This window comes from Maribellus luteus, assembly GCF_003576475.1.
Lineage (GTDB): Bacteria > Bacteroidota > Bacteroidia > Bacteroidales > Prolixibacteraceae > Draconibacterium > Draconibacterium luteum.
Genome location: NZ_QWGR01000002.1, coordinates 576,293 through 589,899 on the forward strand (window position 1 = coordinate 576,293; position 13,607 = coordinate 589,899).

At 46.0% G+C, this 13,607-nt stretch carries 10 protein-coding genes; 4 read left to right on the forward strand and 6 right to left on the reverse strand.

Annotation, left to right across the window (positions count from 1 at the left end; all coding sequences use genetic code 11):
* Positions 1–125: 125 nt before the first annotated feature.
* Positions 126–2,594 carry an alpha-ketoacid dehydrogenase subunit alpha/beta gene (locus D1614_RS05065; protein WP_119436807.1) on the reverse strand — a complete coding sequence of 823 codons (2,469 nt, stop codon included), beginning with the start codon at positions 2,592–2,594 and terminating at the stop codon, positions 126–128.
* A 100-nt stretch (positions 2,595–2,694) separates the two neighbouring features.
* Positions 2,695–3,966, reverse strand: a complete 1,272-nt coding sequence (locus D1614_RS05070; RefSeq protein WP_119436808.1) for a dihydrolipoamide acetyltransferase family protein — start codon at positions 3,964–3,966, stop codon at positions 2,695–2,697.
* A gap of 181 nt (positions 3,967–4,147) precedes the next feature.
* On the opposite strand from D1614_RS05070, the gene D1614_RS05075 reads away from it, so the two are divergent.
* The 3 genes from D1614_RS05075 (at position 4,148) to D1614_RS05085 (ending at position 7,577) form a co-directional block, all read left to right on the forward strand.
* On the forward strand, positions 4,148–4,855 hold the full coding sequence (locus D1614_RS05075) for a GntR family transcriptional regulator (RefSeq protein WP_119436809.1): 708 nt from the start codon (positions 4,148–4,150) through the stop codon (positions 4,853–4,855).
* 102 nt (positions 4,856–4,957) lie between these two features.
* Complete coding sequence (locus D1614_RS05080) at positions 4,958–5,848, forward strand: alpha/beta hydrolase fold domain-containing protein (RefSeq protein ID WP_119436810.1); 891 nt, start codon at positions 4,958–4,960, stop codon at positions 5,846–5,848.
* Positions 5,849–6,260: 412 nt separating this feature from the next.
* Positions 6,261–7,577: an aspartate kinase gene (locus D1614_RS05085; protein WP_119436811.1), complete on the forward strand. Its 1,317-nt coding sequence runs from the start codon at positions 6,261–6,263 to the stop codon at positions 7,575–7,577.
* Positions 7,578–7,634: 57 nt separating this feature from the next.
* Here the strand turns inward: D1614_RS05085 and D1614_RS05090 are convergent, their stop codons facing one another.
* From D1614_RS05090 to D1614_RS05105, 4 genes are all read right to left on the reverse strand, one after another.
* The gene (locus tag D1614_RS05090) at positions 7,635–8,396 is read right to left on the reverse strand and encodes an MBL fold metallo-hydrolase (RefSeq protein ID WP_119436812.1); all 762 of its coding nucleotides are present in this window, start codon (positions 8,394–8,396) and stop codon (positions 7,635–7,637) included.
* Between the two features lie 27 nt (positions 8,397–8,423).
* Positions 8,424–10,643 (reverse strand): alpha-L-rhamnosidase-related protein, encoded by a 2,220-nt coding sequence (locus tag D1614_RS05095; protein ID WP_119436813.1) that lies wholly within the window; start codon positions 10,641–10,643, stop codon positions 8,424–8,426.
* A 283-nt stretch (positions 10,644–10,926) separates the two neighbouring features.
* Positions 10,927–11,469 carry an isochorismatase family protein gene (locus D1614_RS05100; protein WP_119436814.1) on the reverse strand — a complete coding sequence of 181 codons (543 nt, stop codon included), beginning with the start codon at positions 11,467–11,469 and terminating at the stop codon, positions 10,927–10,929.
* A gap of 70 nt (positions 11,470–11,539) precedes the next feature.
* Complete coding sequence (locus D1614_RS05105; protein WP_119436815.1) at positions 11,540–12,154, reverse strand: KpsF/GutQ family sugar-phosphate isomerase; 615 nt, start codon at positions 12,152–12,154, stop codon at positions 11,540–11,542.
* Between the two features lie 297 nt (positions 12,155–12,451).
* Between D1614_RS05105 and sucC the strand changes: the two genes are divergently transcribed.
* On the forward strand, positions 12,452–13,585 hold the full coding sequence (gene sucC, locus D1614_RS05110; RefSeq protein ID WP_119436816.1) for an ADP-forming succinate--CoA ligase subunit beta: 1,134 nt from the start codon (positions 12,452–12,454) through the stop codon (positions 13,583–13,585).
* Positions 13,586–13,607 lie beyond the last annotated feature (22 nt).

Genomic DNA, 13,607 nt, shown 5'->3' on the forward strand with positions numbered 1-13,607 from the left:
AGTTTTAGCCATCTGAGTAACTGCTGAAGTCATAAAAAAACCGGCTTCCTCTGAAACCGGTTTTAATTCTAATAAAAACCAAAACTTTGGATGCTTTTACCAACTAGTGCATCCTTAACTATGAATTAAATACCTCTGGCATTCCTGTCCAATTGTTCTGCCTCGGTAAAATCATTTTCACAAACATGGCCTTTTAAAGGAACAATTCTTTCGTGGATGGCGTCGATGATCCATTCGGGTTGCGGAAAGAAATAGTCTTCGAGTTCGTGTGCCGGAGTGATCCAGTTACGCGAGCCCACCACCACCGGCGGTGCATCAAGGTAGTCGAAAGCCAGCTCGGTAATGTTCGATGCCAGGTCGCGCAGGAACGATCCGCGTGCCGATGCATCGCCCGAAACAACGATTCTGCCGGTTTTTTTGATCGATTCGATTACCGGTTCGTAATTAAACGGAACCAGTGAACGTGCATCGATCACTTCTGCCGATACTCCGTATTTTTCTTCCAGTGTTTTGGCGGCATCCAAAGCACGGTACAAAGTAGCGCCAATGGTCAGAATGGTTACGTCGCTTCCTTCTTTCTTGATATCCGGTTCGCCCATCGGAAGTTCGTAGTATTCTGCCGGAACACCTTCTTTGTGGAACTGCTCGCCAATATCATACAAGCGTTGACTTTCAAAGAAAATAACCGGGTCGGTTCCCTGGAGAGCTGCGTTCATTAAGCCTTTTGCATCGTAAGGAGTTACCGGGAAAAGTACTTTTAATCCCGGGATGTGAGCCGCTAAAGCAGTCCAGTCCTGCGAGTGTTGCGCTCCGTATTTTGAACCTACCGAAACACGGATCACCACCGGCATTTTCAGTACGTTGCCACTCATGGCCTGCCATTTTGGAAGCTGGTTGAAAACTTCGTCGCCGGCGCGGCCCAGGAAGTCGCAGTACATGATCTCCGGAATAACGCGGCCACCGCACATCGCATAGCCAATCGCGGTTCCAACAATCGATGCTTCCGCAATGGGTGAGTTAAACAAACGGTGGTAGGGAAGTGCCTCGGTTAATCCGCGGTACACAGCAAATGCGCCGCCCCAGTCGCGGTTTTCTTCTCCGTAGGCAATCAGAGTTGGGTCTTTGTAGAAGCGGTCAACAATGGCTTCGAAAATACCATCGCGTAATCCGTAGGTTTTAATTTTTGAATGAGGCTTCCCGTTTTGATCAAACATGAAACGCTCTTTTTTGGTCAGTTGCTGAACGCGTGGGTTTTCTTCCATCGGGTGGTTTACTTCCACAGGGCGGTCTTCCATTTTGTCCACCGACTGGTTGCTGAACATCATTTCTCCGATCAGGTTCGGATGTTTTTTCATGTTCATGTGTGGCGAAACTTCATCGTCGATGGCCAGTTTCAGCGCATAAGTAATCAACTCGGTAGTTTCCGCTTTGATCGCCTCCAGTTGTTCTTCGGTGGCAACGCCTGCTTTAACCAGTTCTTTTCCAAACCAGATAATTGAATCCTGCGCTTCCCAGGCTTCCACTTCCTCTTTTGATCTGTACGATGAGGCGTCGGAAGGCGAGTGGCCGCTGTAACGGTAAGTCAGCACATCGAGCAGCACCGGACCGCGTTTTTCTTCCAGAATTTTCTTTTTCCGTTTGTAAGCGTCGATCACTGCCAGCGGGTTGTAACCGTCCACACGTTCGGCATGCATTTGGTCGTCGTTCAATCCGGCACCAATGCGGGCTGCAATGTTATATCCCATGGTTTCGCCGCAGGTTTGTCCGCCCATTCCGTATTGGTTGTTCATAATGTTAATGATCAGCGGCAGTCCACCTTTCATGTCGCCTTCCCACAATTCATTAAACTGGTCCATGGTGGCAAATGTCAGGCCTTCCCAAACAGGGCCGCAAGCCATTGATGCATCACCAATGTTGGCCACCACGATGCCCGGTTTGCGGTTTACTTTTTTGTAAAGCGCAGCACCCACCGAAATGTCGCCCGAGCCTCCAACGATGGCGTTATTCGGGTAAACACCAAAGGGCGTAAAGAAAGCGTGCATCGATCCGCCAAGTCCTCTGTTGAAGCCGGTTTCGCGGGCAAAAACTTCAGCCAGCGTTCCGTAGATCAGGAATTTTATGGCCAGTTCCTTGGTGGTTCCGGTGTGGCCGGCTTTTACCGGTGCGGCAGTAATTCCGTCAAAATGCGAGTCCATGATTTTTTCCAGTTGCTCGTCGCTGAGTTTGGAAATGGCCGAAAGACCTTTGGCCAGAATTTCGCCGTGGCTGCGGTGTGATCCGAAAATAAAGTCTTCCACTCCCAGGGTGTAAGCCATCCCAACTGCCGCAGCTTCTTGCCCGATGGAAAGGTGAGCGGGGCCTGGGTGGTTGTAGGGAACCTCGTTGTATTCCCCCCGTGTTTTTATGAGGTTGAGCATGGTTTCAAATTCGCGGATAACCACCATGTCGTGGAAAATGCGAATCAGGTCGTCGTTCGAGAAATTTTCTTTCTCGTCTTCTATTGTTTTGTTGTACTGGTTTACCGGGATAGGTTTGAACTCAATCTGACCGGGTTTACGTACTTCGTCCGGGTTTATATATTGTACTTTTGGCATTTTGTCTGATTTATATGTTTTTCAAAATTCTAACAGCCAGTTCAGAGTTTAAAGTCCGGTGTTCAGAGTAGAACATACTTTGGACTTTGAACACTGAACTCTAAACTTGTAAATTCTCGATTTGATTTTTGATTTCAGCCAGGAACAGCGTTGCTTCTCCGCCGTCAAGTGCCTGGTGGTCGTAAGTCAGCGAGAGTCCCATCATCGGAACAAAACCATAGACTCCGTCTTCCAGTTCTTTCGGGCGCGGAACAATGGTACAGACTCCCAGTATAGCAGTTTGCGGCAGGTTGATCACCGGCGTAAACATTTCCACGCCGTAATTTCCAAGGTTCGAAACGGTGAAAGTAGCGGCAGCAGGGCTTAGTAAATCAGGATTTACATTTCCGGCACGGGCTGCGGTCGACAATTGTTTTAACTGACCTGAAAGACCGGTTATGGAAAGGTCATCGGCATTTTTTAATGCGGGTACCATCAATCCGCGCTCTGTGTCAACGGCTAGCCCAAGGTGAACTTTCTTGAACCATCTCATTTTATCACCCAGGAAATGCGTGTTTGCTTGCGGATATTTTTCCAAAGCGCGGATAACAGCGTAGCAAACCAGGTCGTTGATGGTAACGTTTTGTTTGATTTCGCCCGCTTCGAGCTGAGCTTTGAATTTCTTGCGCAGTTTCATTAACTGGCGGGCATCAGCGCTCATGTGGTGCGTTAACTGTGCCGAGTTTTGCAGCGATTGGTGCATTGCATTGGCAATCAGCTTGCGAATATTCGGAATGGCTTTTACTTCAAAATCATCTCCGGTTTCTAGAACAGCTGCGGGCGCAGGTTTACTCACGGGAGCGGCTTTTACTGCCGGCGCTTCCATAACTGCTTTGGCAACTGGTTTTTGTGCGGCTTCTTCAATGTCGCGGGCAATGATTCTTCCGTGTGGGCCGGTGCCTTTCAGCGTCTGGATGTCAACACCCATTTTCTCTGCCATGTTACGGGCCAGCGGCGAAATTCGCAGTCGTGCTCCTGCCTGGTCTTCTTCTACTTCAAATTCAATAACCTTGGGCGCATCTTCTGTTACTGCCTCGGGAGCTTTTTCTGCTTCTCCTTCCGAAGCTCCGGGTTTGAATTCTTCGATTGATTCTCCTTTTTTACCGATTACCGCCACATTTGTCAATACCGGAATCTCGTCGCCTTCTTCAAAAAATGTAGCCAGCAAAATGCCACTTTCTTTGGCTTCCTCCTCAAACGAGGCTTTGTCGGTTTCGTAGGAGAACAGAATGTCGCCTTCGTTGACTTCTTCTCCTACTTCTTTGTGCCATTGTCCAAGGATGCATGATTCAACTGATTGTCCTTGTCGTGGCATCATTACAGGTGTTGCCATATTTGATCGTTTTATTAATTTGTCGTACTTGTAAATACAAATAATATTGGTGCTTGTTTTTAAATATCAATAAATCAATTAAATAGTGATATTCTAAAATGCGGATGTAAAATTATATTTTATAACTTGTATTTACAAGTTGTGTTGCCATATTTTAAAAAAATTTTAACTTTGAGGTCACATGGAAAATTTACCTCAATATCGGAAGTTGTACGAGGTGCTCCGGAAACGAATTCTGACCGGGGTGTATCAGGAGGGTGATCTTTTGCCTTCTGAGAATGAATTAAGTGCCGTTTATGAGATGACGCGCCCCACTGTGCGTCATGCTTTGGAGACGCTGGTGAAAGACGGCCTTATTTTCAAAAAACAGGGCAAGGGAAGTATTGTGCGAAAACCTCCGCAGAATATTGGTATTCTTTCAATTGCCGGAACAGCTTCGGCAGTTGGGGTGCGTTACCTGAAAACAGATATCCTGCAAAAACCAGCGGTGCAAGCCTGGCCTGAAGATTTTCCCTTTGAGCTTTCGGAACTCGAACAGGAGTCGGGCTGTATTTACATGGAACGGCTGCGGTATGTGGAAGAGGAGCCGGTTTTTTATGATATCAACCATCTTCCGAATATTTACCTGCCGCGGATTGCACAGCGTTCGTTCGAGAATAAATCGTTGTTTGAGATTTTGCGGCAAAATTACCAGATTGAAATTATTGGTGGCGAGCAAAAGCTGAAGGCGGTAAAACCAACTGTAAAGATCGGGCAGTTGCTGCATTTAAAGCCGGGGCAACCCGTTTTGTACATGGAGCGAAAACTCACGACCAATAAAGAGAATTTTCATATTTATTCCACCATTTATTTTAATTCGGAAAAGCACGCCATTTTTGGGACGTTTTAACCAGAGCAAGCAGTTGTTTGTCAGGACTTCGATAAATAATCAGGCCTGTCTTTGGCTCGTGTAGGCAATATTTTTACATTTGTTCCCCTATTTTTGAAATCTATGGAGGAACAGCAGCAAATGATGGAGCCTGTCAATTCGGCGGGCGTGCGCGCTACTTTCTGTAACGAACGTTACGGTGATCACGAAAAAAATACCTTTGATATTTGGTTGGCCGATTCGGAAGAACCGACACCGCTTGTAATTTTTATACACGGCGGCGGGTTTATTGGTGGCGATAAGTCGAGGTACTACGATTCGGAAGACTGGCCCCGTTTCCTGAAAGCGGGTGTTTCGGTTGCCACCATTAATTACCGTTACCTGAACGAACCTCCGTATGGTATTCTGGGTAGTATGTCTGATTCCAAAAGGTGTCTGCAATACATTCGTCATCATGCCGAAAAATACAACATAGATAAAAACCGTATTGCCTGCTCCGGAGGGTCTGCAGGAGCCGGGACCTGTTTGTGGCTGGCTTTCTCAGAAGATATGGCCGATCCTCAAAATGCTGATCCTGTTTTGCGCGAATCAACCCGGATTGTTTGTGCCGGAGCTTTTGCCACGCAGGCAACTTACGATATTCTGCAATGGTCAGGAATACTGGGTTTGCCCGAAATGGAAAGTCCGCAGGATTTGCTGGTGATTGCACGTGCCTTTGGGTTTAAATCGCCGGAAGGAATGGATTTGTACAAGCAAACCGCCATTCGGCAGGATCTCGATTTTTTGGGGAAGATGGATCAAAAGGCCCCACCTTTTTTTGTGCTGAATAAAGCCGAAGGAGGCATTCCCAGAAGTGAAGATGAGCTGAATCATCATCCCTTGCATGCCAAAGCGTTGAAGAACAAAGCGGATAAGTTGGGCCTGGAGGCTGTGATCTATGCTCCGGCTATTGGAATTGAAGATGAGTCGGGCATTGGAATGGTTGAGTTTTTTCTTGAAAAACTAAAAGTGTAAGGGTCAGTGTTTCCCGGCGTTTAAAGCGTCGGGAAAAGCCGGGTACCAATATTGTTGCCTGGTATTCATGTTTAACTCCCGGTTTAATTTCTATTTGTCATTTGTAATGAAGTTGATTTTTATTGTTTTAATGGGCTTTTTTTGGGCGACTTTAATAGGAGTTCGTATATTTTTTAGGACCTGTCTGTATCCAATTCTTTAGGTTTTGAGTATGCTGAAAAAACGGGCTTTGCAAAGGTAATCGTGCCGGCGTTTTATGGAGAGTTTAAATCTATTGTAAAAGTGAAGATGAAGCGGGGGGCATTTCGCACAAAATCCGGGCTTTTTTGTTTTATTGCACTGATAAGCAGTTAAGACGGCTATCAAACAGACTTTTTAAAATAATTCGAAAATCGATTGAAAATTTATAGGTATGAAGGTATTGAAATTCGGAGGAACATCGGTTGGCTCGCCTGAGAATATGCGGGCTGTGATGAACCTGGTGACTGATGGCGAGAATAAAATAATAGTACTCTCGGCCATGTCGGGAACAACCAACTCTTTGGTTGAAATCTCAAATTTTCTGCACAAAAAGAACAAGGACAGTGCGAATATTGCCATCGGTAAACTGGAAGCCAAGTACAAGCAGGTGGTTGCCGAATTGTTTCAGTCGGAAGAAAACAAAAAGGCCGGCCTCGCCATTGTGAAGGCCAGTTTTGATACCATCAAATCTTTTACTGCCGGCGTTTTTACGGAGGTGGGCGAAAATACCATTCTGGCGCAGGGAGAGATTATTTCTACCCAATTGGTAACGGTTTTGATGAACGAAAACGGATACAATACCAAGCTTCTGCCCGCTCTTGAGTTCATGAAAATTGACGAAGACAAGTCTGCTGATATGGTGTACATCCGGGAGCACATTAAACCCGTGATCGATAAAGCCGGGGAGGCCGACTATTATATTACACAGGGATTTATTTGCCTTGATGCCAATGGCGACATTAGTAATTTGCAAAGAGGGGGAAGCGACTACACTGCTTCTTTGATCGGGGCGGCCATTGATGCCGAAGAAATTCAGATTTGGACGGACATTGATGGTTTTCATAACAACGACCCGCGCTTTGTGGAGAACACCCGGAAAATTGAACAACTGTCGTTTAACGAGGCGGCAGAGTTGGCCTATTTTGGTGCAAAAATCCTGCATCCGCAAACCGTGTTGCCGGCACGGGTTCAGAACATCCCGGTTCGCCTGAAAAACACGATGAATCCTTCAGATGGAGGAACATTGATAACCGCAGAATCGGATGGAAAAGGAATTAAAGCTGTGGCTGCCAAAGACGGAATTACCGCGGTTAAAATTCGTTCGGGACGAATGTTGATGGCTTACGGTTTTCTAAAAAGCATCTTCGAGGTGTTTGAGAAATACCGCACACCCATCGATATGATCTCCACTTCGGAGGTTGCCGTTTCCCTGTCGATTGACCACGTGCAGAACCTGGAGGCGATTCACGAAGAGTTAAATAAGTTTGGTTCCGTGGAAATCGACCACGATCTGTCGATTGTTTGCATTGTGGGCGATATTATCCAGGAAGAACATGGTTTTGCGTCGAAGGTTTTCCATGCGCTGGACGGAATCCCCATCCGAATGATCTCGTACGGAGGAAGCCGTTACAATATTTCGGTGCTGGTGCCAACCTCGCAAAAAGTAAAAACATTGCAGGCGCTGAGCGACCATCTGTTAAACAGCTAAAAAATTACAGGAGATACAGATATCCCGGATTGGTTGTAAAACCGGTTCGGGATTTTTTTACTGAAGCTGAAAAACTTCGGAGGCTTCGTGGCGCGAAGTCAGTTTAACCGCAAAGCGTTCGGTAAACGGCTGCATGGTTTCGAAGGCTATTTCCGGCGTATTGTTTTCTTTCGACAAGTGACTAAGGAACACACATTGCAGGTTTTCTCCGGCGTGCTGGGTTAAGAGTTCAAAGGCCTGGTCGTTGGAAAGATGCCCGACATCGGATGCCACTCTCTTTTTCAGGTGCCACGGATAACTTCCTTCCCACAACATTTTTTCGTCGTAATTTGATTCCAGAAACAGGCTATCGCACAGTTGGAGGTGTGTTTTTACATTGTTGCAGGCTTCGCCAATATCGGTAAAAACGCCAATGTTTTGGTTTTGATATTCAATTCTGAAAGAGCAAGGTTCGGCGGCATCGTGGTTCTTAAGCACCGGGTGAATGGTAAAATCTCCGACTGGAATGACATCCTCAGGAGAGAAGAATTTTGGGTAGTCGGGCCGTAGGTTTTTATACGAGCTGTTGTAGGTTTTGGCGGTCAGGTACACCGGAATCTGAAGCCTTTTCCCTAATACGCGCGCCCCCCGCATATGATCGCCGTGTTCGTGAGTGATGAACAATGCTTTGATTTTTGCCGCATCCAGGTCGCGTTCTTTCATGCGCAACAGAATCTGTTTGGTCGAAATGCCGGCATCGATCAAAACCGCATCGGTGTGGTTTCCTATGTAATAACAGTTTCCGTTGCTTCCGGAAGCGATGGCACAAATCTCAAGCATAATTAATCCCTTTCTGGCTGCAAAGATCTATTTTTTTGCTGAAATAAGGTAAGTTCCACTGGCCAGTTTAAATAAATTCCTGGACATGCCGAGGTATTCGACTGTTGAATTGACTTCTGCTTTTTTCCCGTTAACCTTTACATTCGCAAGTTCTGAGGGAAGAAGTACCAGTGCTTCGCTGTTGCCGGGTACCGAAAGTTCCATTTCCCATTCTTCCGGATTGCTTTTGAGCTTACAGGTAATTGCTCCGCGAATTGTCGGGATGGTGAGTTGGATGTCTTGAAGCCCGGTTGGCTGCGGGTTTACAGCAAAAGTCTTAAAGCCGGGATCTACGGGTTGAATACCCATTAAACGCCGCGGGATAATGTTGGCCGGAGCGGTTGCCCACGCATGATTCCAGGTGAGATTGGGCTTGTAGGCTTCGTCCCAGGCTTCGGTGGTCATAGTAGAGCCAACCTTTATCATGTTCATCCAGCTTCTTTTGTCTTCCGATGTCATCAGCTTCAGGGCATATTCAGCTTCTCCCGCATTGTACAATGCTTCCAGCAGGTATTGGGCGCCGTAAACGCTGCACGCCATTCCTTTGCTTTTGATGTATTGGGCCACCGAAGGAATGTCTTTCTCTGGAACCAGGTTGAACGCCAGCGGAAACATATTGGCATGCAAACTCGCGTGGCCGGCACCGTTCCCATCCACAAAATAGCCTTTCTGCGTGTCAAACATGTTGCGCAGAATGCTTTGTTTCACCTTTTCGGTATGTGTTTTATAGAAGTTGCTGTCCTCGTTTTTTCCAAGTGCGGCGGCAATTTCCGACATGCATTTCAGCGAATAAAAGTAAAATGAATTAACCACGGTGTTGTAATCCGCAAATTCATAGTTGTCGTTTTCTACAGGCGGCCAGTCCACAATGTCTCTGAATCTTTCTCCCGTAAAATGGATGCCTTTCAGAACCTCGGGGGTTAGTTTGCCGGTTTTGGTGCTAATCAGGCCATCTTCGCGCTGCAGGTCGATCAGTGTTTTCTTTTTCAGGTCGTTGTAGATCATTGCCAGAAATTCGGTGTCGCCGGTGTGCATGTAGTGTTCCCGGGCCATCATTACCGTATGCATTTGCCATTCGCTTGGCCAGCTGGCATGCGAAACCAAAAACGCAAGGCTGTAGCGTGCCGCCGAAAATTCACGATCTACCGCATAGTGTCCCAGTTGCTGAATGTAAGCATCCGCTTCATAAGGCATTCGCTCGCGGTTTCCGTCGGAATAAACCCCTAGAAACGGCGTGGCTTTGAGCGTGTATTTGCACAAGTCCCACACTTTGTTCAGGTTCTCATTGGGGCTGTTAAAGGCCGACTGGCTGTCGTCAAACAGATAATAGAGCGCTTCCTGCGTGATGCTGTTTACCTTTATTTTTCCGTCGCTTTCAATTTCTGTGTAACGAAACGGGACTACTTCGGGATAAAAGGGCGCCATCTTCTGGCTGTGTGGATAACGGGCGCTGTGTGGCGGAATTTTTACCTGGTAAGTGTGAGTTCCCTTTTTTAATTCGATTTCTGTTTGAAAGAAGCCAATGTTACTACGCCCCGGATTTTTATGCACCGATAAATCTTCATTTTTTCGTTCACCCAGGTAAATTCTGATCTTTTGTCCTTCAACATCCGAAGTAATTGAAAAGTCAGCTGTAGCAAAGGCTGCCTGTCCAAAATCGGCAAACCAGTTTCCTTCACTTACTTTTTTGAATAAAACCGGTTCTTTTTGGGTGAAGCTCGCCATTTGCCGGTCTTCTGTTACCCAGTTGCCGGGTGCCAGTTCCACCCAATTGCTGACACCTGTCCACTCGTCGCTTCTCCAATCGAAGGTGCCGGTAATGAATTGCTGAGGTTCACTGTATACGCTCGCTTTGCCATCCTTCCCCCACACCTTTACTTTCCACCAGTATTTTGAATGGGGCGACAGGTTCTTTCCCTTGTATGAAACGTTGATCGAAGCTGCGGTATTGATTTTTCCGCTGTTCCACAAATCTGCACCCTTTTCAGTCAACAGACCGGGAGAAGAAGCCACCAGTATTTGGTAAGCAGTTTGAGTTACTCCTTCTTGCGGAAAGATCCATCCAAACTCGGGATTGGAGTCGGTAATAACGGCCTTTTCAGGCTCCCGAAGCAGTTCTGTCAGCAAGCCGGTTGGAGCTGGCAGGTTTTGAGCAAAAACGGAGAAAGCACTAAAAATCAGTACGAGCGAAAGGATTGTTCTGTTCATGGTTAAAAACGGTTACTATTGGTTCGGTTGGTTAAAAATAAGAAAAGAGTTGAAATACAAAACAAAACAATCATGATTCCGGGGAATCACCAGCAGAAATGAAGGTTAGATGTAGACCCCTATTCTGGATTTTTTTTATTGCAGAATATCCAATTTCCCGGATTTTGTTGGATATTTTACATTCAAAATTGAGAATTGGATATTTTTTAAAATTGACTCTCATAAAAAAAAGCAGGGTACTCCCTGCTTTTTTTATATGGTTTTTAACCTGATTAGCTGAGTGTTATTTCACCAGTTTGGATATGGCTTTGAATTCATCGGTGCCGGCTGCCCGCGTTAGCTCGAAAAGAATTGATTCGTACGAAGTCATCAAAATGCCTTCGTGACGGAAGCGTTCTTTAGCCAGTTCGAAGTTTTCCGGGGTACGCGACGAAACGCAATCCATCACCACAATCGGGTTCAGACCGGCTTCTTTTAGATCAACCGCGGTTTGCAAAACACAAACGTGCGATTCAATGCCGCAGATAATTACGTTTTTGGCGTTGAAAGCGTCCAGCTTTTCACGAATTTCCGGAACATCAAAACAACTGAAATCTTTTTTCTCAAGATATTCAAATTCCGTAAACAGTGATTTTACTTCGGGCAGTGTTTCGCCCAAACCACGTGTGTATTGCTGCGAAACCAGCACGGGAACACTTAAATGATTCAAGCCTTCGATAAGTATCTGGCAGTTTTTCAGCAGCGTTTCTTTTTCGTGCATTACCGGGAACAAACGTTCCTGTATGTCAATAACCAATCCTACAGTGCTTTCTTTGGTAATTCTCATTTGTCTTCATTTTATGAAACCTCTTTCGGGAAATGCCCCTTCCGAAATTTCTGATTGTAGTGCTAAGGTTCTACTTTTTGTCGGTTTTTGCCTGCATCCGCGATTTGTCTCCCAGGTAGCCTCCGTGGTGACGCTTGGCATATTCTTCGTTCGTAAAACCGATCTTTTTCATCATCGAAACTACCAAAGCATCGCCAATTACGGTCATTACGGTGGTAGAAGTTGTGGGTGACAAGCCCAGCAAGCATACCTCTTTGGGGTTGCCGGTAAAAATGAATGCATCGGCATTTTGCGCCAGTACTCCATCCGGGTTGCTGGAAATAACGATCAATGGCAAACCTTCGTGAAGGTTTTCGGCCAGATCAATCAACTCAATAATTTCGCGGGTTTTGCCCGAGTTGGAGATCACCAGCAATACATCGTTTTCCTGCAATACTCCCAGGTCGCCGTGCTGCGATTCGCTGGGGTGAAGAAATACGGCCGGTGTTCCGGTAGAACTGAATGTGGTGGCATAGTTTAAGGCAATTTGCCCGGCTTTCCCCATTCCGCTGGTTACCAGTTTCCCTTTTCTCTGGTGTACCCGTTCGTAAATCAGTTCGATCGCTGTAATCATTCCGTCGCTAACCGGAATGTTTCGGATGGCTTGCGCTTCATCCTCTATAACCTGTTTGATTAAATCCTTCATAAGAGTAGAAATTGAGGCACAAAACTAACGAAAATTCGGAAGTCAGCCAGCCTGACTCTTCTCTTCCGGAATATTTTTAAAACATGTGATAAAAGTTACACAGGAAATGTGTTGTAGGTCATAAAAAAAAGAAAACAATTTGGTCGTTTGAGGGTTAAATAATTGATAAATTTAACGATAATTTTTTCAACCGTAACAGGCCGAAAATGAACGATTGCACAGACCTTTAGTAAAAAACCGCAACATTCAGGTTCTTTTGGTTTGCTTTCATAATTCGGCGAAAAACAATTTAAACACATGAAAATTCATGAATATCAAGCCCGAGATTTATTCAGGAAGTACGGGATTCCTGTGCCGGAAGGAGAGTTGTGCCATTCGGTAGATGAAGTAAAAAAGAAAGTTTCGGACAAGGACAAACTGAGGGTTGTTAAAGCCCAGGTATTGGTTGGTGGACGAGGAAAAGCCGGTGGAGTGAAACTGGCAACTACCAAAGCCGAAGCAATTGAAAAGGCCAAACTGATACTGGGAATGGATATCAAAGGTATAACGGTTGAAAAAGTACTGGTTGCCGATGCCGTGGATATCGACAGAGAATTTTATGTTGGCCTGATCAACGACCGAAATGCAAAAGCTGTAACCCTGATGGCCAGTTCCGAAGGGGGAGTGGAGATTGAGGAAGTAGCAAAAACCAATCCTGAGAAGATCATTAAAATGCCGATCGACCCAACCATGGGTTTGATGGACTGGCAGGCGCGCAAAGTGGCTTTGCAGCTGTTTAACGATCCGAAACAGATACGTCAGGCAGCCGAAATCCTGGTAAAGCTTTACAAACTCTATATTGAAACCGATTCTTCTCTGGCTGAAATCAATCCGCTGGTACTGACTCCGGATAAACAAGTTTTGGCGATCGACGGTAAAATGAATTTTGACGATAACGCCTTGTTCCGTCAAAAAGAAATTATTGCCATGCGCGAAGCCGACGAGAACGAGAAAAAAGAGCTGGAAGCCAACGCAAAAGGACTTTCGTATATCAAACTGGATGGAAACATCGGGTGTATGGTGAACGGCGCCGGCCTGGCAATGGCTACCATGGATATGATCAAGTTGTATGGAGGAGAGCCTGCCAACTTCCTAGATATTGGTGGTTCTTCCAATCCGCAGAAAGTAGTTGATGCCATGAACATCCTGCTGGGCGATAAAAATGTGAAATCGGTGATGATCAACATTTTTGGTGGAATTACCCGCTGCGATGACGTGGCCCGTGGTTTGGTGGCTGCGCTCGATCAGATAAAAACCGATATTCCAATCGTGATTCGCCTGTCGGGAACCAATGCCAAAGAGGGGCTCGAAATTATAGAAAAGACCGGGTTGCCGGTGGTGAAAACCATGAGCGAAGCAGCACAGAAAGCGATAGAGCTAAGTCAAAAGTGAAAAGTCGAAAGTAAAAAGTTAG

What these genes read in the sequence shown, in the direction of transcription:
- D1614_RS05065 (WP_119436807.1), bottom strand. Translation starts at nt 2,594, where the DNA reads ATGCCAAAAGTACAATATATAAACCCGGACGAAGTACGTAAACCCGGT.
- D1614_RS05070 (WP_119436808.1), bottom strand. Translation starts at nt 3,966, where the DNA reads ATGGCAACACCTGTAATGATGCCACGACAAGGACAATCAGTTGAATCA.
- D1614_RS05075 (WP_119436809.1), top strand. Translation starts at nt 4,148, where the DNA reads ATGGAAAATTTACCTCAATATCGGAAGTTGTACGAGGTGCTCCGGAAA.
- D1614_RS05080 (WP_119436810.1), top strand. Translation starts at nt 4,958, where the DNA reads ATGGAGGAACAGCAGCAAATGATGGAGCCTGTCAATTCGGCGGGCGTG.
- D1614_RS05085 (WP_119436811.1), top strand. Translation starts at nt 6,261, where the DNA reads ATGAAGGTATTGAAATTCGGAGGAACATCGGTTGGCTCGCCTGAGAAT.
- D1614_RS05090 (WP_119436812.1), bottom strand. Translation starts at nt 8,396, where the DNA reads ATGCTTGAGATTTGTGCCATCGCTTCCGGAAGCAACGGAAACTGTTAT.
- D1614_RS05095 (WP_119436813.1), bottom strand. Translation starts at nt 10,643, where the DNA reads ATGAACAGAACAATCCTTTCGCTCGTACTGATTTTTAGTGCTTTCTCC.
- D1614_RS05100 (WP_119436814.1), bottom strand. Translation starts at nt 11,469, where the DNA reads ATGAGAATTACCAAAGAAAGCACTGTAGGATTGGTTATTGACATACAG.
- D1614_RS05105 (WP_119436815.1), bottom strand. Translation starts at nt 12,154, where the DNA reads ATGAAGGATTTAATCAAACAGGTTATAGAGGATGAAGCGCAAGCCATC.
- sucC (WP_119436816.1), top strand. Translation starts at nt 12,452, where the DNA reads ATGAAAATTCATGAATATCAAGCCCGAGATTTATTCAGGAAGTACGGG.